We start from the raw sequence: 24,038 nt of genomic DNA on the forward strand, positions 1-24,038 counted from the left end.
GGTCGTAAATGTAATATTAATCTTCATGCAAAGCCACGGCCGGGTAAATCTGCGCCGCCTGCCTGCCGGGGTAAAACGCGCAGATGATCACCAGCACGTAAATGAACAGCACGGAGAGCAGGATGGCGGCGATGTACACGCCTGACGGCATGTCGAACAGGTTCAGCAGCGGGAACTGCGCCGCGAAAAATATCCCGATGATCAGCGCAAAGGTGGACAATACGAGCGTTTCGCTCACGATCTGCCCGGCAATGCCCCCACCGGTAGCGCCCATCGCCCTGCGGAGGCCTATTTCCGCTCTCCGCCGGCTTACGTTGTACCACAGCACGCCGAAAATTCCCAGCGCCACGTTCACGATCAGGAAACCGCCCACAACCAGCAGCGCGATCATGGGAACGAGCGTGGTGTTGTTCATGATCACGCGTTTTTCGGCCAGCCGTTCTATTTCGATGGTATAGTTTTTCAGCACACCGCTGAAAGTAATGAACAGCCTGCTTTCAAAGCCTGCGTCCGCGGCCGGGTTGTAGGAAACCAGCACGCGGCCCATGAAAGAGCTGTCGCGCACGCGTTTGTAAGTGCCCGGTTTCAGCGGGGCGTAATCGCCTTTGTCTTTCAATGTTTGCACCACGCCCGTAATGCGGTGCATGCCGTCGCCAAACTCAAGCGTTTTGCCTACGGCGCTTTCGTTGGGGAAAAACTTTTCTTTCAGCACGTCGTTGATCACCAGCGGCTGTTCTTTCCCCAGCGCGTCGTTGGCATTGAACCAACGGCCTTCCACCATTTTAACTTCCATCACTTCCGGAAAATGATCGTCTGTCGTGTAATAGTTCGTCATTTCACTGACGCCCTTGTACGAAACTCCGTTATTGGAGGTATTCATGGAAAAGGGGCTGTTGCTGCTCACGTAAGACATCTCTATCACCTCCGGCATGGATTTGACGCTGCGGCGCAGCGTTTGGAACACATTGTAAATGGAATCGCGGTTGGAACCGCTTCCGGGCTGGCTTGAATAGGAAACAGACAGCACATTGTCGTACCGGAAACCCATCGGACGCCTGTAATTGGTATAATAATACACGATCAGCGTGAACACGGCGAACAGTACCAGGAACGAAACGATCATTTCGAGGATCAGCAGGGCGTGCTGTTTTTTCTTGTTCCAGATCAGGGTAAATAAATGCTTGAGCATACGATCGGTTTAATAAGTTTTTAATGCGGTAACCACATGCAGCCGGCTCATGCGCCAGGCCGGGTATACGCCAGACATCAGGCCGAATACCAGGCAAACCAGCAGGCTGATGATCAGCACTTTGTAATTCAGGTACAGGTATACGTCTTCCAGCGCGCCTGAATTGTTCCAGATGGCGAGCACGATAAAGGACAATACCACGCCGATCAGCCCGCCGATAACGGTCAGTATCAGGTTTTCAACGATAAACTGCAGGGCCAGCGTACCCGAGGATGCGCCAAAAGCCTTTCGCACGGCTATTTCCGAAGACCGTTCCATGATCCTGCTGGTGTTGATGTTGACGAGATTAAGGGTTGGCAGCAGGAGAAAGAACAACAGCACAAGACCAACGTAAAGGAGGAGCCTGTTCAGCCCGGAATCGTCCTGGTTGCCGATGAACAGGCGCGTATAGCTGGCCACGTATTTATCCGCGCGGCTGGAGATTTTATCATACCGGCTGGTATCTATCGGCAGCCTGCGGATGATGTCGTCGTATTCCGCCGCCATGGCTGGCAGCGACGATGCATCTTTTCCCTGGAGGATCGCGAAATAATCGCCGTTGAGCCCTTTGTCCTGCGGGTCGCGTTTTCCCAGGGTGTGCGGAAGGTACATATCGCCGTAAGTGGCGAACTGCGTGATGGGCACGCTTTTCACGACGCCGGACACACGGTAGCGGATGTTGTCCGTCTCGATGTACCGGCCCGTCACGGAAGGCTCGTCACCGAAATATTTCCGGCGCACGTTCTCCGAGATCACGGCCACGCGTTCCGCATTGTCGATCTGTTGCCGGGTATATGGTTTGCCTTCGAGAAACTCGAAATCGAGCACTTCCCAGAAAGTATCATCGGTGAACTTCTGGTCGATGGTCAGTTTTTTGTTGTTGATATAGGTATTCGTCGGTTGGTGGAAAGAAGTGATGGCCACCTTTTCCGGAGTTTTCATTTTTTTGACGTAATGGTCAAGAAAGTAAAAACTGGGCGGGCCGTTCTGGCTAAACCCGTGTTTTTCGCCGGTAAGCCGCATCATGCTGATGTAGAGGTTGCGGCTGCGATGCGCGTCGGGATAGGAGGAATCGACCAGGTGATCGGAAAACGCGGTGAGCACCATGATGATGGTAAGCGAAAAGCTGATGCCGAAAAGACTGATGAAAGTGAAGAATTTTCTTCTTTTCAGCACGGCTATTGCGATCTTGAAATAGTTTTTGAGCATGGGAAAGGTTTAAAGGTTATTGCACCTGTGATCCGTCGAACAAACGCACGAGGCGGTGTGTTTTGCGGGCCATGTTTTCGTCGTGCGTCACCATTACGATGGTGGTGCCTTCGTCTTTATTCAGCCGGATGAGGATGTCCATCACATCGCTGCCCATGGCGCTGTCCAGGTTGCCGGTGGGCTCGTCCGCGAGAATGATCTCCGGTTGCCCGACGATCGCCCGTGCGATCGCCACGCGTTGTTTCTGCCCGCCGGAAAGCTGTGTGGGGAAATGTTTGGTGCGGTTGCTGAGCCCTACTTTTTCCAGCGCTTCCAGCGCCAGCTGTTTTCTCTCTTTGGCGGTGCTTTTGCGGTAAAGCAGCGGCAGCTCCACGTTGTCGAGCACGCGCAGGTCGTTGATGAGGTGATAGCTTTGGAAAATGAAACCGATGGTGCGGTTGCGGAAATGCGCCAGCTGTTTGTCCGAAAGTTTGTCCGCCGTGCTGTCCGCAATGCGGATGCTGCCACGGGTAGGCTCATCCAGCAGGCCCATGATGTTCAGCAGCGTGCTTTTGCCGCAGCCGGACGGGCCCATGATGGAAAGGAACTCGCCTTTGGCCACGTTGAGGTTGATGCTGCTGAGGGCCTGTGTTTCCACCGTGTCGGTACGGTATACTTTCTCAATGTTCTGTAAATGTATCATACGTGATCTTTTTATTTTGTTCGAAATCGTATAGGGATAAATAACGTAACTCGTAATAAGCGCCCCAGAACCCGCGCAGGGCCAGTATAAAATCGCGTTTGGCCTGGTCTTTTTCCGCGAAGGCGATGCTGAGGTCGGTGATGCTGAGATCGCCCAGCACGTAACGGTTCTGCGCAATATCGTATTTCTCCGACGCAATGCTGTCCGCATGCGCGCTGAGCTGCACCTGCGCTTTCATCATGTCGAACAGGGTTACCTGCGTGGTAACGGCCTGCATGAAATTCTGTTTGTCCTGCTCCACTTCGTACTGCGAAAATTCGAGGTTGGCTTCCGCCGTTTTGGTGCGGGAGCGCGAGCGGCCCCAGTCGAGGATGGGGATGGCGAACGAAATTTCCACCAGCTGCTGGTTTTGCGGGTTGCTGTACACTTTCCGCACGGAAGGCGCCGTGTTGGTATAGCCCAGGTTCGCGTTGAGCGTGGCGTTGAGACCGGTTTCGCCGCGGGCTTTCGCCACGTCGCGTTTGGCTTCCTGGATGCGGCGCAGGTACCCGATCGATTCGGCGTTGTTCCGGAAAGCCTCTTCCAGCACCCGTTCCGCCTGCACGTTCATGTCTATCACGGCCGGTGGCAATTCCAGCGCTACTTTCCCGGCGTTTTGCAGGCCGGTATAGGCACGCAGGTTGAGACCGGCGATCTCCATATCGCGTTTGGCGGCGCCAACGGACTTCTCGGCTTTGAGCGCTTCCAGCTGCAATTGTAATATTTCGTTGCGGGAAATTTTCCCCAGCGCGAATTTTTCATCGGCAATGCGTTGTATCTGCCGGGTATTTTGCAGGTTGGTTTCCGCGATCTGGTGATTTACCTGCGCCAGCAGCAGGTCGAAAAAATACCCGCTAGCCCTCACGGCGATCAGCTCCATATCCGCGATGTATTGCTGGCGGCTTTCCTGGTAGCGGAGCGGCTCGATGCGTTTATCCCACTTCAGCTGGTTGAACTGGAACAGCGGCTGGCTGTACCCGATCGTATAGGGGATGGCGTTATAGAGCGTGGTATTGCGGTCGAAGTCGTCGAAACGCTGCAGCTCCGTGGCCCCGTAAATGCGCCCGCCGGTGGCGGTAATGCTCTGGCTGAAGGCGAGGTTGAGGGTGGAGTTGTTGTTATGGATCGGCTCGAACTTCACGGTGCCGTTCGGCTGGGTAACGGGCGTGGTGGTTTTCATGAAACCGGGCAAAGTGCCGGTGAGCGCCAGTTGCGGCTGGTAATTGGAGCGGTAGGTGCGCCATTCCCAGTATTTTGTTTTCCTGACGGTGCTGGCCTGTTTGGCGGCGATGGAACCGGCGCGCGCCATGTTCACCACTTCGGGAAGGGTCAGCAGCAGGGTATCGTCTGTTTTGCCGGCTTCGTGTTGCGAACTGCTTGCCGGCGCCGCGGGCTTTGCGGCAAACCGTGCTCCGTGCAACGAAGCATTGGCGGGGGCAATGAGCTTTGCTATTTGTAACGAACGGTGCCGCGAAGCGGCATCCTGTGCAAAGCACTTCGGCATGCCGGCGCAAATGTTCGCCCAAAGTATAATGATCAGTGTCGTTTTCATTTCAGCATAATTTCACGGGCGTTCCTGAATCGGCTCATATCGGAAGTAATGATCACGTCGCCGGGACGCACATTGTCTTTCAGCTCCACATAATCGAAATTGCTCATGCCCGTGTGCACCGTTCGGCGCACGGCCTTGTTGCCCTGAACTACGAACACGCCCTGGCCGGACGGGCCTTTGAACGCCGGGCCGTTTTTGATCCGCATGATGTTGTTGCCCGTAGCGGTCACCAGGTACACGTCTACCTTCAAATTCGGCCGCAATGCCGCATGATGCGGCTCTTCCAGCCGTATGTCGAACGTAACGGCGCTGTTCTGCACCGCCGGGTACACGGTTTGTATGCTGCCCCTGATCTCTTCTCCGTTGATGCGGATCACCACCGGCATGCCTTTCGAAAGCTGGCTGAGGTAGCTGTCTGCGATAGTGCCCGTGGCTTTGAAGCTGCCGAGGTCCGCGATCCGCGCCAGCGCTTCGCCTTCGCGCACCACCGTGCCGATGTTCTTATTGATCCAGGTCACCACGCCGCCGCGGCTGGCCGTAACGCTGGCCTGGTCCAGTTTCCGTTTTAATTCTTTTACTTCCTGCGCCTGTATGGCCGCCGTGATCTCGGATTCACGCATTTCCAGTTTCATGGATTGTTGTTTGTTGCGGATCTCGTTTTCGAGCTGTGTTTTTTCGAGCTGCGCTACTTTGAGGTTCATTTCGGCCTGCTCGATGTTTTCCCGCGTGCCGCCGCCGGCTTTGAACAGGCGTTTGCTGTTCTCCACGTCTGCCTGCAGCGCATTGATGCGCAGCTGTTTGATCTCGTTGCTGCTTTGCAGGTCGAAATAACTTTTGTCCAGCGCCAGTTTCAGCTTGCGCAGCTCGTTCTGTTTCGATTCGAGTTGGAATTTTCCTTTTTCATATTCCCCTTCGATGCCAGATTTGTCGAGGCGCAGCAGGCTTTGCCCGGCTTCGACGGCGCTGCCCGCATCGGCCAGCACTTCCTGTACGGACGCGCTCACCGGGCTGGTGATCACCGCTTCGAACTCGGGCAATATTTCCCCGGAAGCATTCAGTGTATTTTCAATGCGCCCGGTTTCCACAACGGCCGTGGTAACGGCGGAACGCTGAATGGAAGGGTGAAGGAAGGCGCGCAGCAGGAGCGCGCCGGCGATCAGCACGCACGCCGCAATCAGCAGCAGCAGGAGGCGCTTTCTTTTGCGTTGTGCAACATAGGCGGCGGGTAGCTCTTTATCCATGAAGGTTTTTAAATTTGTCCGCCCAGTTGTTTCAATGAAAATGCCAGAATTAAATATTTATAAATCAATTTGTTATGAAAAATCAATGAGCGGTTTTTGTCCGATATCGGACAAAATTTCCGTTATCGGAAATTCAAATTCACGCCCTGAGAGCAAACCTTGACGGGAATATATTATTTTGAGGCAGTCATTACTTAAATTTTAAAATTCCATGTACACAGTTTTGAAAACTATGCTCTGCGCATTGCTTTCCCTCATACCCGTTACCGGCATTTTCGCGCAGGGTTATCTCAGGGCCTCCGGCCAGCAGATCGTCAACGAAAAAGGCGGGAACGTTTTACTCCGCGGTATCGGCCTGGGCGGCTGGATGCTCCAGGAAGGATACATGTTGCGCGTGCCCCGCGAAGGCCAGCAGTACCGCATCAAAGAACGGATCGCCGAACTGGTGGGCGCCGAAAAAACACAGGCGTTCTACGACGCATGGCTGGCCAATCACACCACCCGGGCAGACATTGAGGCCATGAAAAAATGGGGCTTCAATTCCGTCCGCCTGCCCATGCACTTCAACCTGTACACGCTGCCGGCGGATAAAGAGCCCGTGGCAGGGCAGGACACCTGGATCGAAAAAGGGTTTACCATGACCGACAGCCTGCTGGCCTGGTGCAAAGACAACGGCATTTATCTCATCCTCGACCTGCACGCTGCGCCCGGCGGCCAGGGCAACGACTTCAACATTTCCGACCGCGACGGCTCCAAACCTTCGCTCTGGGAAGATGAAAGGCATCAGCGCAAAACCGTGGCGCTTTGGCGAAAACTCGCCGAGCGGTACAAAAACGAGCCCTGGATCGGCGCGTACGACATCATCAACGAGCCCAACTTCGGCTTCACCGATCCGAAGGGCGATAAAAACGGCACGAAGGAAAAAGACAACTCCCGCCTGCGGAAACTCATGGTAGAGATCACCGCGGCCATCCGCGAAGTGGACCAAAACCATATCGTGATCATCGAAGGCAATGGCTGGGGCAACAATTACAACGGGGTGTTGCCGCTCTGGGACAAAAACATGGTAATGAGTTTCCATAAATACTGGAACTACAACGACGAAAAATCCATCGCGCACATCCTGCGTTACCGCCAAGAAAACAACGTGCCGGTATGGATCGGCGAAACCGGCGAAAACTCCAATGTATGGTTCACCGAAGCCATTCGCCTGATGGAAACGAACAACATCGGCTGGGCCTGGTGGCCGCTGAAAAAGATCGGCATCAACAACCCGCTGGAAGTAAAAAACAATGCGAATTACCAGCAGGTGCTTGCTTACTGGCTGAACAATTCCAATCTCAAACCTTCCGCTGATTCCGCGTACCAGGGCCTGATGGAACTGGCCAACGCAACCAATTTCCGCAATAATGTGCCGCACAAAGACGTGCTGGACGCGATGCTGCGCCAGCCCGCCAATCCGGAGGCGGTTCCTTACGCGAAAGTGGATGTAAAAAAGGGCGTTGTGATACCCGCGGCGGAATACGATCTTGGTGCGAACGGTTATGCGTATTATGATATGGACACCGCGAATTACCGCGTGTCTAACCCCAATCACACCGGCGGCAACCGCGGCGGCGCATTCCGGAACGATGGCGTGGATATCCGTCGAGAAGAGGGCGGCTTCGCCATCGTGAATATCGAAAAAGGAGAGTGGCTGCAATACACGGTAAACGTGCCGAAAAAAGCCAGTTTTACCGTAAAACTGCTGGTGTCTGCAGGCAAAGAAGGCGGCAGCATTCAGCTGCTGGGCGATGGCGGTACGCCGCTGGCCCCCGCAAAAAACATCGCGGTGAAAGAAGGGTGGCAGGAACTGGAAATACCCAACGTGTCCCTGAAAAAAGGCGAACAAACGCTGCGCCTGCTGGCGGATACGGGCGGTTACAGCCTGAAGGAGATCCGGTTCGAGTAAGCTGTTAAAATCATACCAGGAAAGATCAATCGGGGATCAACATCCGATCGGGGAATTGCTTTAATTGTGGTAGCATATTTTGTGCTCACAGTTAAAGCAATTCCACTTTATGAAAAAAAAGCTACACCTTTTTTTATTGCTTCTTATTGCCCTGAAAGTACCGGCGGCCGTGATACCGGTCAATTCGCTGACAGCCCTTCAAACGGCTATCAACAACGCGGTTCCGGGCGATGTGATCGTGCTCGCCAACGGCGTGTACACGGCAACGTCAGACATTACCATCAACAAAAAGGGCACTAAAGACAAGCCCATCGTGATCACCGCCGCCACTACCGGCGGGGTGGAGCTGAAAGGCACGGGCGGTTTCAACATCGTCAGTCCCGCGAGCTACATCGTGGTGCAGGGATTTTATTTCACGCACAATGCGGGGCGCGCCAAAACGGCCAGCGGCACTACATTCTGCCGGTTCTCGCACAACATTTTCGAAAACCCCGGCGATGGCGACAATCTCACCATTTCCGGCAGCGATCACGAAGTGGATTACAACACTTTCCGGCATAAAGACGCGATGGCGCGTTTTCTCGCCATCCGTGGCTCCGGCAGCCAGATAGCGCAGCGCCTGCACATTCATCACAACTATTTTTACGATCACAAACCACAAGGCGCCAACGGAGCGGAAAGTTTCCAGTTCGGGCTCAGCGGCTTCAGTATGTCGCTCAGCAACAGTATTGTCGAATACAACGTGTTCGAAGCGCTGGACGGTGAAAACGAGGCGATTTCCATCAAAGCGGGCGGCATCGTGATCCGTTACAACACCATCCGCGATTGTCCCGGCCAGCTTACGCTGCGCCACGGCAATCACAACGACGTGTATGGCAACTACTTCCTGAACACGCCCGGCATCCGCATTTTCGGGGACGATCATAACGTGTTCAGTAATCATTTCGAGAACTGCAATCCCGCCATCAACATCGGCAACGGCGACGGCGAGGTGGCGGACGGGGCGGCGCTTACGGCGCACGACCGGCCGGACAGGGTGCTCATTGGTTTTAACACGATGGTGGACAATCCCGTGAACTATGTGCTGGCCAGCCGTACCAACGGTTTGGGGGCCACTTACGTTTCATTCGTCCACAACATCATCCAGGGAGGCGGCAATGCCGCGAGGATCTCCGGGCCGTACCCGAACGCGGTATGGAAGGGCAATATTTTGCACAACGTTCCCGCATTGGGCAACATGCCGGCGGAAGGCGCAATAACCGCGGACCCGTTGCTGGCAAGGGACCTCACGGGCACATACCATCTTCAGGCCGGCAGCCCGGCCATTGGCGCGGCGGACTCGCTTTTCCCGGTAGTGCTGCATGATATGGACGGGCAGGCCAGAACGCAGCCGCTGGACGCGGGGGCAGACCAGGTATCCGCTTCACCCGTAACCGCGCGCATCCTTACCAGCGCGGATGTGGGGCATCTCGCGGCGGCCGGCAAACCCGTGGCGGGCGTAAGCAGTCCTGCCAACGGCGCGGTGCTCGATGGCGGTATTGTGTTGCCCATTACCGCGGAAACCGTTTCGTTGGGAGACAGCATTGTGCGGGTGGATTTTTTTATCGACGGGGCGAAAGCGGGGGAGGCGCTTGCACGCCCTTTTGTTTTTAACTGGCAAACGGAAGAAGGCGCGCATACCATCGGCGTAAAAGCATTCGGCGCAAACGGCGCGGAAAGCGACACCGCGAACATCAGCGTGATCGTGAACGCCATTGGCACAAACGTGCGCATCGTTTCGCCGGTACAGAACGCCCTGCTCACTACGCCGCTGAACCTCACCATCAGCGCGGAAGCCGCCGATTCCATCAGCGGTGTACAACGCGTGGAGTTTTATAACGGGAGCACCTTTTTGGGCGCCGATTCCAGCAGTCCGTACGAATATGTATGGAACAACGTTCCCGCATCTGCTTATACCTTGCAGGCAAAAGCGGTGAACAATAACGGGAAAACCGCGGTGTCCACGCCGGTAAAGATCGCCGTGCAAACGCCTTCCGCCACATCGTTCGACATTACAGACAATGGCGGCGTAATCACCGGCCAGTACCCGAACACCACCAAACCCACGGAAGACGTGCCTTCGCTCATCGACAACACCACCGCCACCAAATATTACCGCAGCGGAAGAACCGCGCTATGGGTGCGTTACCAGTCCACCACGCCCGCGATCGTAGTGCGTTACACGATCAGTTCCGCCAACGACGTGCCCGGCCGTGACCCGAAAGACTGGCAGCTGCAGGGCTCCAGCAACGGCAGTAGCTGGACGACGTTGGACACGCGTACCGGCGAGGCTTTCACCGGTCGCAAACAAACGCGTTCCTTTACCGTGGCCAACGAAACGGCGTATTCATTTTATCGTCTCAATATCACTTCCAACAACGGCGAAACCGGCACGCAGTTTTCCGAATGGGAACTGTATGAAAGAAAACGCCAGACCGTTATGCTCGACAGCATCGGCGACCTCGCTTACGGCGAGCCGCCGGTGATACTGAACGCCTTGTCCAGCGCAGACCTGCCGGTTACGCTCGAAGTGGTTTCCGGTCCTGCGCAGTTAGAGGATTCGCTGCTGACCGTAACAGGAACCGGCGTTGTGACCGTGCGCGCATTTCAGCCGGGCGACGCCAACTTCTTCCCCGGCGATACCACTATCACCTTTACCGTTCACAAAGCGGAACAAAGCGTGTACTTCAAAGAGATCGGCGACAGGACCTACGGCGATTCCGCTTTCCCGCTGATGGCGAACGTAACATCCGGGCTGCCGGTGCATTTCAGGATCATATCCGGCCCGGCCGCGCTGGACGGCTCGCTGCTGCACATCACCGGTGCAGGCGAGGTAACGGTGATGGCGGTGCAGGAAGGCAATGAAAACTATTCCGCCGATTCGCTGGAGCAAACGTTCACCGTACACAAAGCCACGCAAACCGTAACGTTCCCGGTGATTGCGCCGCGCATCAAATACCAGACGGTAACACTGACTGCCGGCGCTTCCAGCGGTTTACCGGTGACGTATTCGCTGGTGGCCGGTTCTGGCGTGATAACGGGCAACCAGGTCCGGCTGACCGGTGAAGGCATTGTGGTGATAAAAGCCACGCAGGCGGGAAATGAAAATATTGAAGCGGCTTCCGCCGAGCAAAACATCCTGGTGCTGGGCGCGGGCCTTATCAAAGACCCGGTGGAGATCACCGTGTATCCCAATCCCACGTCCGGCCCGGTGCGCGTACGTCTCGACGATAAAAAAGACCGAACCTACACCTTCCGCATCATCGACCGGATGGGCAACCAGGTGGCCATCGCTACCATCCCGGCGGGGCAAAGCACGCGTGAGATAAGTTTCGACCTCAGCAGCCGCCGGGACGACTTGTATTTCCTGCACGTCAGTGACGGCGTGGGCACAACGGTGCGAGTGATCATTAAATATTAAGATGGTATGTCTATATGTAGCGCCGGGCGGGATCTTCCATTCCGGCGCTGTTATTTTTCCTACGGCCATTGTGATGGTATTTTGCTTTTCATAAAAAAGCCTGCCGGTGAACGCTGTGAAATAACCGGGAACCCGCCACGGTAAGTATAGGTTGAGCCGGACCCTGATGGGGTGGTGAAACGGGTGAATATCCTATCAGGACTGGTTGTGGCGGCAGTATTGCCCGGATCATACGCGGCCGAAATGACCCCTGAACAACATAAAATTATGAAGTAATAAAAATTTAATATATATTAGTAGTGAAAATTGCTTATTTAGCTACCGGATATGCCTTTACAATCTGTCATAAAGCGGTTCGAAACCAGCTGTATAGCCTGTGACATGTGGATCATAGCATACCATTCGTCTGCCTTCCCGCAGCCGTATTACCTCGTTTGGTACACGGGCAATGCGACGGGAGACAGGCTTTTGATGTTCAGGAAAGCCGGCATTTTCGCCACGGCGGACCTGGCCAACCTGCCCGCGGAGGCAGAAGCCCGGCTGGCTTCCCTTCAGTATGCAGACAATACCGCGCGTTGGCTGAAGCAGGTAGAGGGGCTGGAGCCTTCCGTCAGCAACGTGTACGATATGGACTATATCGCCAATGCTTTGCGGAGAAAAAAACTCAGTCTGAAAGTGATGGACGCCTTGTCTAATTTCATCGATCTTTTCGGGGACTATGCTAATTCGCTCGCATCCACGGATCATTTGCAGGCATTCCGCGAGCACCCGGTGATCGAGGCGTTCATTGCGCATTATTACCAGTATATTTTCTGGCCCCGTTTGCAGCGCGGGGAAAAGTTCAGGGATGCGGAAAGGCCCGAGCTGGCTGTTGACCACCGAGCGCTGCTGGATGTATTCCGGGAAATGAGAGGGCATTTTGAAGCGGACATCCGGGTGATGACCCCCATGGCACATTAATTCCTAAACCTGTATATCAACATGGAAAATTCCAATCTGTTCGACCTGAACATCGACGCCGAAGTGTCCGGCTACTTAAATGAAACGGCCCGCTGGGGCAAGTTCCTGGCTATTTTGGGGTTCATCGGCTGCGGTTTTATGATCTTTGTAGCGCTGATCATGAATTTTATGCCAATGGGGCCTGCCGGGTTCGCCGGCGAAGGCTATGGTTCGGGAGGCGCAGTAACGCGTACGCTGGTAATGGTCATTTATCTCGTCTTGGGCATTATTTCCATCTTTCCGTATATCTACCTTATGAGATTTTCAAAAAGGGTACAGCTGGCAATACAGTCCAACGACCAGGGATCGCTGGCATCGGCGTTCTCCAACCTGAAATCGCTTTTCAAATACGTGGGCGTGCTGACGATCATCATGCTTGCGTTTTTCGTGTTGGCATTGATCGGCGGGATCTTTGCGGGTATCATGGCCGCCAGCGGCAGTATATAGGAAGAATAAATTCTTATAGAAATACCCCGCGGACTGCGGGAAAATGAACATGCTTTTAAATACGGGCTGTTGTTTGTTGATCCTGTACTTTCAGTCCCTGGCAAAACATCGACCGCTGTATATCTTTTCTAAAAAAGCCGGCCCGGAATAATCGGGCCGGCTTTTATAATGTAAAGGTGGGCAAGGATCAGTAATCTTTGTTCTGGGAAAGGTTCCTGTTCAGGTCTATTTCGCTTTGCGGAACGGGGAAATAAAGATGTTTGGGTTCGGTATAGTTGACTTTGTTTGCTTTTATTTTGATGAACTCGCTGGCTTTGCCCGTTCTTCTGAGGTCGAAAAAACGCTGGCCTTCGCCGAAAAATTCGATGCGCCGTTCCTGCAGCACTGCGTTGCGGAAAGCGTCTTTCCCCAGGGCGGGCAGGGGATTCAAACCGGCGCGCACGCGGATGCTGTCCAGGTACGGGGCGGCGGCCGCGGTCTGATTGGTTTCGTTGAGCGCTTCTGCATAGATAAGCAGCACTTCCGCATAACGGATCACGGGCGCGTTACGCGCACCGTCGATATAACCTTCTGTTTTTACCGGCGGGTCGCCCACGATGTATTTGGCCAGGCTGGTACCGGTTGTGGACCATGTGGGGTCGTACGGCACTCCGTTGTATACGGAGCCAGCTTCGAATATATTTACCGCCCGGCGTTTGTCGTTCGGCTCGTAGATGTTTGCGTGATTCATTTCAGGAACGATAATACCCCATGCGCCGGACGCTACGTAGGGCCCGGGAGGGCCGGTGTAGGAGGGCATCCAGTTGCCTTCGTTCGGGCCCCAGCCGCCGGTGCCAGCCACAAACTGGATCTCGAACACGGATTCCACGGAGTTTTCATAAGCGGTCTGGAAATTTTTGATATAAGCATCATGGAGGTGATAAATGCCCATGTCTATCACTTCCTTGGATTTCGCGGCTGCTTCCGCAAATTTTCCCTGGTAGAGATAACTCCGCGCGAGAAATGCCTTTGCAGCGCCCCGTGTGGCCCTTCCGGCCTCCGTTGAAGGGTAGGATGCCGGTAAAGCCTCCGCGGCTTTAAAATCCGCTTCGATTTGCGCCCATATCGTTTCCTTCGGATCTCTTTTTACAGACATCAGCGCGGCCTGGTCCAGTTCTTTAAGGATCAGCGGCGCGTCTCCCCAAATGTTGACGATGTTGAAATAACATACCGCGCGCAGGAAATGCGCTTCGTTGATGAGCCTTTCTTTTTTCTCCTGGTTCATCTCGATGGCCGGCACCCGCTGGATAACGGAATTTGCGCGTGCCACGCCGGCCCACCACGCCCGCCACGACGCTTCCACCTGCAGATCGTCTGTCGTGACCGTGAAGTTATCCATCTTTACGAACCAGTTGGGATCAAAACAGTTCATATCATCGCCGGCCACATCGCCGAACATCAGCAACCCCAGCCTGTATCCAAGGTCCATCTGCAGGGCGTCGTAAATGGCGTTTACCGCATATTCCGCGTCCTGCTCGTTTTTCCAGTAACTTTCTTCGGATATCTGGTTCAGCGGCGGCCTCACCAGGAAGTCTTTGCCGCATCCCGCAAAAAACGCAGGCACAAGCAGCAGCCAATACAGGAATTTCTTTTTCATATGATGAATGATTTTGAATGAAGAATGATGCTAAAACCCGACGCTGATGCCCGCGAGAAAGATCCTGCTTTGCGGATAAATGGTGTTGTCCAGGCCGTTGTTGATGTTCTGCTGGTTTTGTGCGCCGATATCGGGGTTGTATCCTTTGTATTTCGTTACGGTAAACAGGTTTTCGGCGGAGAGATACACTCTTACTGCAGACAGTGACAGCCTTTTCAGTACAGCCTCGGGCAGCTTGTAGCCCAGTTGAACGTTCCGCAGGCGGAGATAAGAACCGTCTTCCACGAACCTGTCCGAAAACCGGTCGTTATAATTCGGATCGGTATTGATCGCCCTGGGATAAGTGTTGCCGGGGTTGGCGGTTGTCCAGCGGTTCAGCATGTCCCTGCTTTTGTTTTCGGTACCGGTGCTCGATTCGGTAATGAAACGGTTGACATTGACGATCTGGTTGCCCTGCACGCCCTGGAAAAGAATGTTGAGGTCGAACTTCCGGTAGTTCAATCCTGCATTGAGGCCATACGTAAAATTGGGAATCGGGCAGCCGATGTAGGTTTTGTCTTTATCGTTGATCACATGATCGCCGTTGAGGTCTTTGAACCGGATGTCGCCGGGCGCGGTGCCCGCGTTGATGAAAGGAACGGAAGGGTCGCCCAGCTGGTTGGCGTCCGCCACTTCCTTGTCTGTCTGGAAAATGCCGTCTGTTACGAACCCGTAAAATTCACCTACTGAACGCCCCTGCGTAGTGCGGGTGAGGTTGCCCTGCGTGGTGTTGCCGGTGCTGCCGCCGATGATGTCGTCGTCCAGCCTCACGACTTTATTGGTAAACGTGGTAAGGTTTGCGCCGATGCTGTAAGTGAAATCGCCTTTTCCGCCTTCGTAATTCAGCGCAAATTCGAAGCCTTTATTGTCTACATTGGCGCTGTTGACGGGCTGGCTGGTAGCAATGGTGTAATACACGTCGCTGATGATGCCGCCGTACATGGGAATGATCTTCTGGGTGATCATGTCCTGGTAACGTTTTACAAAATAATCCATGGTGATGCTCAGCTGGTCGTGGAAGAGGCCGATATCGAGGCCGATATCCGTCTGCGTAACGGTTTCCCATTTCAGCCGGTTGTTGGGTATGCGATTGGAAGCCATGCCTGAAACGGGTTTTCCCCCGAGATTGTAAAGATATCCTGCTGCGATGGTCGCGTATTCTGCGCCTGTGCCCAGGCTTCCGTCTATACCTACCTGCCCCCAGCTGCCCCTGAGCTTCAGGTTGCTGACCAACGGCAGCGCTTCCATAAAAGGTTCCCCCGAAATGCGCCATCCCCCGGAGAAAGACGGGAATACGGCGTATTTGTTCAGGGAGCTGAATACGGAAGAGCCGTCCCGGCGAACGTTGGCCGTGAAAAGATATTTATCGCCAAAGGAATAATTCAGCCTTGCCAGGTAGGAAATATAGCTGGTCTGGTTCTTGTTGCCGCCGGCGAGGCGGCCGGTAGTGGCACCCGCATCTACGGTGATCACGGTATTGGTGAGATGGTTCAGCGAAAGCGCATTTACGTTTTCGTAGGTGGAAAGCTGCGCGGTATAACCCGCAAGCGCTTCCAGTTTATGTTTTGTGCCCAGGTTCAGTTTGTAGGTCAGCGTATTTTCGGAGAGCACATTCGCCAGTGTGCTTTTGGATGAAAAGGCTTCGGGAATATTGTTCTGCAGCACGCCTTCCGTGTAGCTGGGGCGGAACCGGTTAAAATTCGTAAGCACGTAATCGATACCCAGGCTCGATCTGAAGGTGAGGCCGCGGGCCAGGTCCGCTTCGCCATAAACATTGCCCAGCGCGCGCAGTCTTTCGTTCGGGTTGTGATTGTCTGCGGCAACCCTTACCGGGTTGAGAATGTCTCCCACGATGGGCCTGTCGACGGCGTCTGGCCCGGCCCAGGAGCCATCGCTGTTGTATACGGGCAGGGTGGGCGAGCGGCGCAGCGCCAGCGCGGTAATACCGTCGAATTTATCGCCGTTGCCATTCGTGAGCGAAATATTGTAGGTGCGGCTGAGCGTGAGACTGTTGCCGAAACGGATGCGGTCTGTCACCTGGTTGTCCAGGTTAATTCTGAGCGAATACCGGTTGAATTTGGAGCCAGTGATAATGCCGTCCTGCGAAGTATAGCCGCCGGAAATAAAGTACTGGCTTTTTTCGCCGCCGCCCGATACGGACACCGCGTAATTCTGCGTAGGCGCCGTTCTGAATATTTCTTCCTGCCAGTCTGTACCCGCTCCCAGCGACGCCGGATCGGAAAATCTCGGGTGCACCGGCTGACCGGCCGCCTGGCGGGAAGCATTGCTGAAAGCCGCGTATTCACCGGCATTCATCAGGTCGAGTTTTTTTACGACTTTTTGAAAACCGTAATATGCGTCCAGCGTTACGCGCGGCTTGCCGGTCTTGCCGCGTTTAGTGGTGATGATCACCACGCCGTTCCCCGCACGGGCGCCGTAGATCGCGGAAGCGGAAGCGTCTTTCAGGACGTTCACAGAAGCGATGTCTGCCATATTCAGGGTAGACAGCGGGTTGTTGGACGTGGAATTGTCGCTGTAAGTAATGATCACGCCATCCACAACATACAGCGGTTCGCTTCCGCCGAAGCCGCCCATGCCGCGCACGCGTACAGACAAGCCTCCGCCGGGCTCACCGGAGTTGCTGGTCACATATACGCCGGATATTTTGCCCTGGAGCGCCTGGTCTACGCTCACTACCGGCGACCGTACGATATCTTTTCCGCTGATGGACGCTACCGAACCGGTGAGGTCTTTTTTCTGCTGCGTGCCGTAACCGATCACCACTACCTCACCCATGGTCTTTGTATCCGGCTGCAGGGTAACGTTCACGACGTGACGCCCGTTAATGCTTGCCTCCTGTGTGGCGAACCCCATGTAGGAAAATACCAGCACGCCGTCGCTGCCGGGGATGGCGAGGGAATAACCGCCGTCGCTGCGGGTGGCGGTACCGGCAGACGTGCCTTTCAGCATGACGCTGACGCCGGGCAAACCGGTGCCGTCCGGCGATGTAACGCGGCCGGTGACAGTTGCGGCGGTTTCCCGTGCGGAAACATTCAATGCGCCGCCGCGCGATGCCGGTTCGGGAAGGGCCGCCATGCCGGTCAAAAACGCGTGGCGGGAACTGCCGCTTTCGGTTCCTTTGCGCTGACCGGGAAGGATCAGGTAGATCCTGCCTTCGAGCTGCTCGAAGTGCAGATTGAGCGGATGAAGCAATTTGTCCAGCGTTTCGGGAAGCGTGTTGTAGAGGATGCTGTCTGCCTTCACACGTTTGTTTTCAACCGTGTTGCGGTCGAAGGAGAAAGAAACTTTGTACCTGTGTTCCAGGTCTTTTAAAACGCTCTTCAGCGTCCGTTCCCCTTTTGCCTGCGGCGGCGCGGCCGTGCTTGCGCCGGTAAGCGCGAGCGTTTGTGCCTGAGACGGGGAATGGGTATGCAGCAGCATACAGACCGCAATAAGGGACTGCGGCAGGAAAGTAGAACATTTCATGCTGTGTGGAATTTATATGAAGGTTGATCGGTTATTGCATAACTGCGCTTAATGCGAGGGGGTGGCGCCAAGCCTGACCTCAGCGCCGTTCCGGCTGATATCCAGCTGGTAGGCTTTGGACAACGCCTCTAATAATACGTTCACGTTGCCGGCGGGGAAAACGCCGTTGAATTGATGATGTTGGAAAGCGGTATCTTCGAAAATGACCTTCAGGTCGTAATTATCTTCCAGCACGCCTGCGATTTCCCTGATACTGGCATTCTCAAACTCCAGCCTGCCCGTTTTCCAGGAGGTATATATTTTGGCGTTCACTTTTTTCCGGACCGTATTACGGGTTCCCGGCGTGTATTTGACGAGCTCTCCGGGCGTCATCACAAGGGTGGCCGCGTCTTTCACATGTAGCTGCACCTTGCCGGATTCCAGCACTACGGTGGTTTGTTCACTGCGTTGTTTTACGTTGAATTTTGTGCCGAGCACTTCCACCTGCAGGTCTTTCGCGTGTACCAGGAAACGTGCCTGCCGCGTGGTGGACTTTACCTCGAAAAAACCTTCGCCGTTCAGCCATACTTCGCGGTTTCCTTCCGCATTCCAGTTGCCTGCGAGTTTCAGCGAGGAACTGGCGTTCAGCGTAACGGAAGTGCCGTCTGGCAATATAAACGACTTCGTTTCGCCGGGCGCCGTGGCATAAACGACCGGTTCGCGGGGCCTGAGCAGCACGACGGCGAATATCACCACTGCGGCTGCTGCTGCAGCCCAGCGGAACGCGCGGCGACGGTACAGCGGAACTGTTTTTACGCCGTTCAGTGCGCTCATCAGGCGGTCGCGGGCCTGGAACGTATGCGCGGACGCCGGGTGCAGTTCTTCCGTTTCCAGCAGCGAGAGCATACTGACCGCTTCTTCGGCAACCGCTTTATTAGCGGGGTTTCCGGCCATCCATGCCTCCCAGCGGCGGGCTTGCGTACGGTCGGTCCCGCGGCGCCAGGCTATAAAACTCTCATCGCCCAGAAAATCTTCCGGCGTTTGGTAATGTTCGTTCATTTCGTATGTGCTTTCATATATCCAGTGTAAACGAGCGCATTTTTATAATCGATTTTTTGAAATTATTTTTTGTGTATTTTGGAAAGCATTCGAAAACATCCCTACATGTCAGATGATCCTATACTTTGGCGGCGTTTCAAACAAGGTGATCAAAAGGCTTTCGAAGCATTGTTCCTGCATCATCATCGCCCGCTTTTCCAGTATGGAAGCAAAATGCTCAGGGATCGCCAGGTGCTGGACGATTGCATACAGGAATTGTTCCTGGAACTGTGGGATACCCGGGAGCGCCTTACAGACGTAGTTTCCGTCAGGGCGTACCTGTTCAGGGCGTTGAAGTTCAAACTGGCGCGGGCGATCAAAAAACGGGCGGCGCATTCGGAATTGTCTGAAGAAGGAACCGAATTGCTTGCGTTCAGCTACGAAACGGAACTGATCGCCAGGCAAACGGACGCGGACCAACGGGAGCGGCTGCTCAGGTCCGTCAGGCAACTCACGCGCCGGCAGCAGGAAGTGATCTACCTTCGTTTTTACAACCAGATGAGTTACGAGGAGATCAGTGTTACGATGGACATTAGCTACCAGGCAGTCGTAAACCTGGTTTCCCAGGCGCTGAAAGCCCTCCGCGTGATCTATATCGCATAATTTTAAGGGGAATATATTAAAAAGCCGGTCTGAATTTTCAGACCGGCTTTTTGTTTATGAAAGATTATTTTCCAGCGCTTTGACGAGTGAAACTTCCGGGGGTGGTATTTCCTGGTGAAGGCGGCTCAGTTCCTGCATAAATTCATCTGCCCAGAACTCGATATTATAATGACTGACGATCTGGTACAACCGTTTCATCCTGATCTGCCTTTCGGCGCGGTTCATGGAAATGGCTTCCAGCAACGAATCGATCATCGATACATTGTCGTACGGATTGGTGAGTATTGCGTTGGGCAGTTCCACCGATGCGCCGGCAAATTCAGACAGCACGAGCACGCCTGCAGAATCGGGGTTCAGTCCCTGTACGGCCACGTATTCTTTCGCCACGAGGTTGAGCCCGTCGCGCAGCGGCGTGATCCAGGCTACGTCTGCGACGGCGTAATAGGCCAGCACTTCTTCAAAAGAAAAAGAGCGGAAAAAGAAATGAATGGGCACCCAGTCGATCGTGGAATATTGCCCGTTGATCTTGCCGATCAGCTGTTCCATTTCCTGCTGTACCTGTTCGTATATTTTCATGCCGCTGGCGGGCGGTGTGCAGATGTTGATCAGTTCTACCTTGCCGTGCATGTTGGGGTGCTGCTCGAGGAACTGGTGGAAGGCTTTGAGTTTTTCCAGCGGTCCTTTCACATAATCCAGCCGCTCGATGCTGAGGATGGTCTTTTTGCCGGTGGTGGGTTTTTTCAGCTGCGAGATCAGCGCCTGAACGGAAGGTTTTTCCGTCAGTTCGCGGATATAGTCCACGTGCACGCCGACGGGATTGGCGCCGAGGCGTACCTTGCGGCGGCCTGTGTCTATCTCGCGGGTCATTACGCCGGTGCCCATGGCGCAGCTGTAAGTGAGGAAGCGCGGCGCGGCGTTTTCCTGTTCGGTGATCTTCACCGGCATCATGCTTTTCACCACATCCACAAAATTCTCCACGTACCGCGGGATGTGAAAACTTACGTAATCGCATTGCAGCAGGCTGTGGATGATCTCGCTGCGCCAGGGTATGATGTTAAACGTGTTGGCGGCGGGAAAAGCGGTGTGGTGGAAGAAACCGATCTTCAGGTCGGGCCGCAGCTGGCGCAGGTAACCCGGCACCATCCAGAGGTTGTAATCGTGTATCCACACCATCGCGTTGGGCTCCGCTTCGGCGGCGGCCTTTTCCGCGAAAATACGGTTCACCTTCAGGTAATGTTCCCAGTGCTCGTGGTTGAACTGCACCTTTTCGATAAAAGAAAAGATAGCGGGCCAGAATGCTTCTTTGGAAAAAAGTTTGTAGAAGATATCGATATCTTCTTTTTCCAGCATTACGGGACTGGCTTCCAGTTCGGGATACAATTCACGGTCGATATGAAAATTATCCGCCTGCTTTTGTCCTTTCTGCGCTTCCTGCCACGCGATCCAGAGGCCGGGCCTGCCGGTTTTGAAAAAGCTGGTGAGCGTGGGCAAAATACCGTTCGGGCTTTTGGGCGCGCGGCGCACTTTTTTGCCGTTCTCTTCCACGGTTTCGAACGGGAAGCGGTGATAGAGCATCACAAGCTGGTCCGATTCCGTTTCGGGAATGTCATTTTCCGGCATCTTTTTATAGAAAGGCCTGAAGGGCTCGAAATGATGCAGCGCTTCGAGAATGCCGCCCGCGCCGGCCGAATCGGCTACGTACACGTCGTGCAGGTCCTGCGCGGCTTCGGTGAGCGCTTCTTCCGCTTCGCCCACGATCACGCCGCGAAAGCCGCGGCCGTAGAGCGAAAGGTCGTTCAGCGTATCGCCCGCCACCAGCACTTTGTCTTGCGGTACCTGCAGAAGGTCTACCAGGTTGCGCAAAGTGCTGCCTTTGTTCACGGAAGAGGGCAGTACGTCGAGAAATTTGCCCGCGGAAAAAATGATATCGCAGCCGAGGGTGTCTTCCAGCCGGGAAACATGTGATTTTACACGCTCGTCGTCAAAAAAGAACGACACGCGCCGTTGCTGCGGCACCTGCTGGAGGCGGATGCCTTTTATATTTTTCACCGCTTCCATGACGGCTTTTTTGCCGGGCCATTTCAGTTCGATGTTGTTCTGTATGGGCTGAACGGGGCGGAGAGTATGGCCGTCGAGCACGGTGGCGCCCACGTCGCATATAATATAATCAGGCCTGGGGATCACGGGGTCGCTAAGCAGCGGGAGTACGCTTTCAACTCCGCGGCCCGTGACGAAAATAAGCCTGAAATCGTCGTTTTCCCTGATGGTTTTATAAAGATGTTCCTTGTGCTGTACGCTTCCGCCTAAAAATGTACCGTCCAGGTCTGTTGCTAAAATCATGCTTGTTTTTTTGGTGAAAGAAAAGGCATCATAGCCGTCGGCTATAGGATAATGCCATGAAATTCAATGAGTGATACGAGGGGTATCGGGTCCTGATAGGGATCACAAAGGTACGAAAAAATGAAGGGCGAAAGGGTGACAACTTGGCGAAAAAGGTGACTATTAGGCACTTGTACTGCTGAATTTTTTCGTTAACTTGGCTATAATGATACAGCCAAAACGATTATTTGACGCATTAGCGGTACAGCAGGAGAAATTCCCGAAAAAGGACATGCTTGTTTCCAAAGCGAACGGTGAATGGACGCCATGGGCTACGGAAAAGGTGCGGGAAACGGTGAACAGGCTTTCCGCGGGCCTGCTCAGTCTGGGCGTGGGCGGAAACGACTTTACCCCCGAAGGTGCGGACAAGATCGCCATTATCAGCAATAACCGGCCCGAATGGGTGATCGCCGACCTGGCGGTGCAGCAAACGGGCGCCATTTTGGTGCCGCTTTACCCCACCACCAACCCGCTCGAAGTTACATTCATTCTCAACGACGCAGGCGCGAAGTACATTTTCGTGAGCAATACTGAAATGTATGAAAAGATACAGGCCGTAAGAGGAGAAGTGCCCAGCCTGCAGCATATCTATACGTTCGACGAAGTTCCCGGCGCCACACACTGGAGTGAAATACTGAACGCATCCACCGATGCGCTGCAGGAAAAAGTGGCCGCCATTCGCGATAAAATAGACGAAGAACATCTCGCTACGCTGATCTATACTTCCGGCACCACCGGCACGCCCAAAGGCGTGATGCTGTCGCACAAAAACATCGTGAGCAACGTGTTTTTTTCCAAAGAAAGTTTTCCTTTTCCCGACGACCCTTCCTGCAAGGTGCTTAGCTTTCTGCCGCTGAACCACATCTTCGAGAAGATGGTCACTTATATTTATCTTTTCAGCGGCATCAGCATTTATTACGCGGAAAGCCTGGACAAGATCGCCGACAACCTGCGGGAAATACAACCCGACGGTTTCACCACCGTGCCGCGGCTGCTGGAGAAGGTATATGAAAAGATCATGAGCAAAGGCAACGAACTGACCGGCATCAAACGCGGCCTGTTCTTCTGGGCCGTGGCGCTCGGCAAAAAATACGACAACAACATCAGCGGCGGCCCCTGGTACAATCTCCAGCTCGCCATCGCGAACAAGCTCATCTTTTCCAAATGGCGCGAAGCGCTTGGCGGAAGGGTGTCTTTCATCGTAACTGGCGGCGCCGCCTGCCAGGAAAACCTGCTGCGCATTTTCAATGCCGCGAAGATCCCCGTGTACGAGGGTTACGGCCCTACTGAAAACAGCCCGGTGATCAGCGTAAACCGCCGCTACCCGCCCGGTAACACCATGTTCGGCACCACGGGCCCGGTATTGAACGGGGTAGACCTGAAGTTTAGCGAAGAAGGCGAGATCTGTGTGAAAGGCCCCAGCATGATGAAAGGATATTACAAACGCCCCGATCTCACCGCCGAAACCATCATCGACGGATGGCTGCACACCGGCGACATCGGCACGCTGATAGACGGGAAATTCCTCAAGATCACCGACCGCAAAAAAGAGCTGTTCAAAACCAGCGGCGGCAAATACGTGGCGCCGCAACCGATCGAGAACAAAATGAAAGAAAGTCCTTTCATCGAGCAGATCATGGTGATCGGGAACGAAAAAAAATTCGTGAGCGCCCTGGTGGTGCCTTCTTTCAACATCCTGAAAAAATGGATGTCTCAAAACAACATTCCTTTTACCACCAATGAAGATGCCTGTAAAAACGAACAGGTGATCGCGATGTATCAAAAGATCGCGGAACGGTATAACGCCGGGTTCAACCATGTGGAACAGGTAAAGAAAATTACGCTGATGCCGCAGGAATGGGGTGTGGATACGGGGGAAATGACGCCCAAGCTTAGCTTGAAGCGGAAGGCGATATTGGAGAAGTATAAAAAGGCGATCGATAAAATGTACGAGGGATTGCAGACGCACGCTTAAGTAGCTGGTGTAAGTCTTGTGCGCAGGCCCTGCGT

General features: G+C 54.3%; 15 protein-coding genes. 6 read left to right on the plus strand and 9 right to left on the minus strand.

From position 1 onward, the window contains the following. Positions 1-16: 16 nt before the first annotated feature. From J7I43_RS17590 to J7I43_RS17610, 5 genes are read right to left on the minus strand one after another with little or no spacing between them, the layout of a single operon-like run. Complete coding sequence (locus J7I43_RS17590; RefSeq protein ID WP_209147164.1) at positions 17-1,189, minus strand: ABC transporter permease; 1,173 nt, start codon at positions 1,187-1,189, stop codon at positions 17-19. Between the two features lie 9 nt (positions 1,190-1,198). Continuing rightward, positions 1,199-2,437 (minus strand): ABC transporter permease, encoded by a 1,239-nt coding sequence (locus tag J7I43_RS17595; protein WP_209147165.1) that lies wholly within the window; start codon positions 2,435-2,437, stop codon positions 1,199-1,201. A gap of 16 nt (positions 2,438-2,453) precedes the next feature. Further along, the gene (locus J7I43_RS17600; RefSeq protein ID WP_209147166.1) at positions 2,454-3,119 is read right to left on the minus strand and encodes an ABC transporter ATP-binding protein; all 666 of its coding nucleotides are present in this window, start codon (positions 3,117-3,119) and stop codon (positions 2,454-2,456) included. Further along, a complete protein-coding gene (locus J7I43_RS17605) occupies positions 3,097-4,710 on the minus strand; it encodes a TolC family protein (RefSeq protein WP_209147167.1) in 1,614 nt (537 codons plus the stop codon). Before J7I43_RS17605 ends, J7I43_RS17600 begins: the two co-directional genes overlap by 23 nt. Beyond that, complete coding sequence (locus tag J7I43_RS17610; protein WP_209147168.1) at positions 4,707-5,951, minus strand: efflux RND transporter periplasmic adaptor subunit; 1,245 nt, start codon at positions 5,949-5,951, stop codon at positions 4,707-4,709. The genes J7I43_RS17605 and J7I43_RS17610 overlap by 4 nt, the downstream gene beginning before the upstream one ends. A gap of 211 nt (positions 5,952-6,162) precedes the next feature. On the opposite strand from J7I43_RS17610, the gene J7I43_RS17615 reads away from it, so the two are divergent. From J7I43_RS17615 to J7I43_RS17630, 4 genes are all read left to right on the plus strand, one after another. Then, positions 6,163-7,902 carry a cellulase family glycosylhydrolase gene (locus tag J7I43_RS17615; protein ID WP_209147169.1) on the plus strand — a complete coding sequence of 580 codons (1,740 nt, stop codon included), beginning with the start codon at positions 6,163-6,165 and terminating at the stop codon, positions 7,900-7,902. A 109-nt stretch (positions 7,903-8,011) separates the two neighbouring features. Continuing rightward, entirely contained in the window at positions 8,012-11,362 is a 3,351-nt protein-coding gene (locus J7I43_RS17620) for a chondroitinase-B domain-containing protein (protein WP_209147170.1), read from the plus strand. Between the two features lie 381 nt (positions 11,363-11,743). Continuing rightward, positions 11,744-12,322, plus strand: coding sequence for a hypothetical protein (locus J7I43_RS17625; protein WP_209147171.1), 579 nt, complete (start codon positions 11,744-11,746; stop codon positions 12,320-12,322). Positions 12,323-12,343: 21 nt separating this feature from the next. After that, positions 12,344-12,808 carry a DUF5362 family protein gene (locus J7I43_RS17630; protein ID WP_209147172.1) on the plus strand — a complete coding sequence of 155 codons (465 nt, stop codon included), beginning with the start codon at positions 12,344-12,346 and terminating at the stop codon, positions 12,806-12,808. A 187-nt stretch (positions 12,809-12,995) separates the two neighbouring features. Here J7I43_RS17630 and J7I43_RS17635 read toward each other — a convergent pair whose 3' ends face one another. The 3 genes from J7I43_RS17635 to J7I43_RS17645 are packed head-to-tail and all read right to left on the minus strand — an operon-like array spanning position 12,996 to position 19,007. After that, positions 12,996-14,444, minus strand: coding sequence for a RagB/SusD family nutrient uptake outer membrane protein (locus tag J7I43_RS17635; protein ID WP_209147173.1), 1,449 nt, complete (start codon positions 14,442-14,444; stop codon positions 12,996-12,998). 30 nt (positions 14,445-14,474) lie between these two features. After that, the gene (locus J7I43_RS17640) at positions 14,475-17,969 is read right to left on the minus strand and encodes a SusC/RagA family TonB-linked outer membrane protein (RefSeq protein WP_209147174.1); all 3,495 of its coding nucleotides are present in this window, start codon (positions 17,967-17,969) and stop codon (positions 14,475-14,477) included. A 48-nt stretch (positions 17,970-18,017) separates the two neighbouring features. Further along, complete coding sequence (locus J7I43_RS17645) at positions 18,018-19,007, minus strand: FecR family protein (RefSeq protein ID WP_209147175.1); 990 nt, start codon at positions 19,005-19,007, stop codon at positions 18,018-18,020. A gap of 105 nt (positions 19,008-19,112) precedes the next feature. Between J7I43_RS17645 and J7I43_RS17650 the strand changes: the two genes are divergently transcribed. Beyond that, the gene (locus J7I43_RS17650; RefSeq protein WP_209147176.1) at positions 19,113-19,649 is read left to right on the plus strand and encodes an RNA polymerase sigma factor; all 537 of its coding nucleotides are present in this window, start codon (positions 19,113-19,115) and stop codon (positions 19,647-19,649) included. A gap of 54 nt (positions 19,650-19,703) precedes the next feature. On the opposite strand, the gene ggpS is transcribed toward J7I43_RS17650, so the two are convergent. Continuing rightward, positions 19,704-21,989: a glucosylglycerol-phosphate synthase gene (gene ggpS, locus J7I43_RS17655; RefSeq protein WP_209147177.1), complete on the minus strand. Its 2,286-nt coding sequence runs from the start codon at positions 21,987-21,989 to the stop codon at positions 19,704-19,706. Between the two features lie 205 nt (positions 21,990-22,194). Here ggpS and J7I43_RS17660 point away from each other — a divergent pair, with 205 nt between their 5' ends. Beyond that, positions 22,195-24,003 (plus strand): AMP-dependent synthetase/ligase, encoded by a 1,809-nt coding sequence (locus tag J7I43_RS17660; protein WP_209147178.1) that lies wholly within the window; start codon positions 22,195-22,197, stop codon positions 24,001-24,003. Positions 24,004-24,038: the final 35 nt, after the last annotated feature.

This window comes from Chitinophaga chungangae (assembly GCF_017742215.1).
Classification (GTDB): Bacteria; Bacteroidota; Bacteroidia; order Chitinophagales; family Chitinophagaceae; genus Chitinophaga; species Chitinophaga chungangae.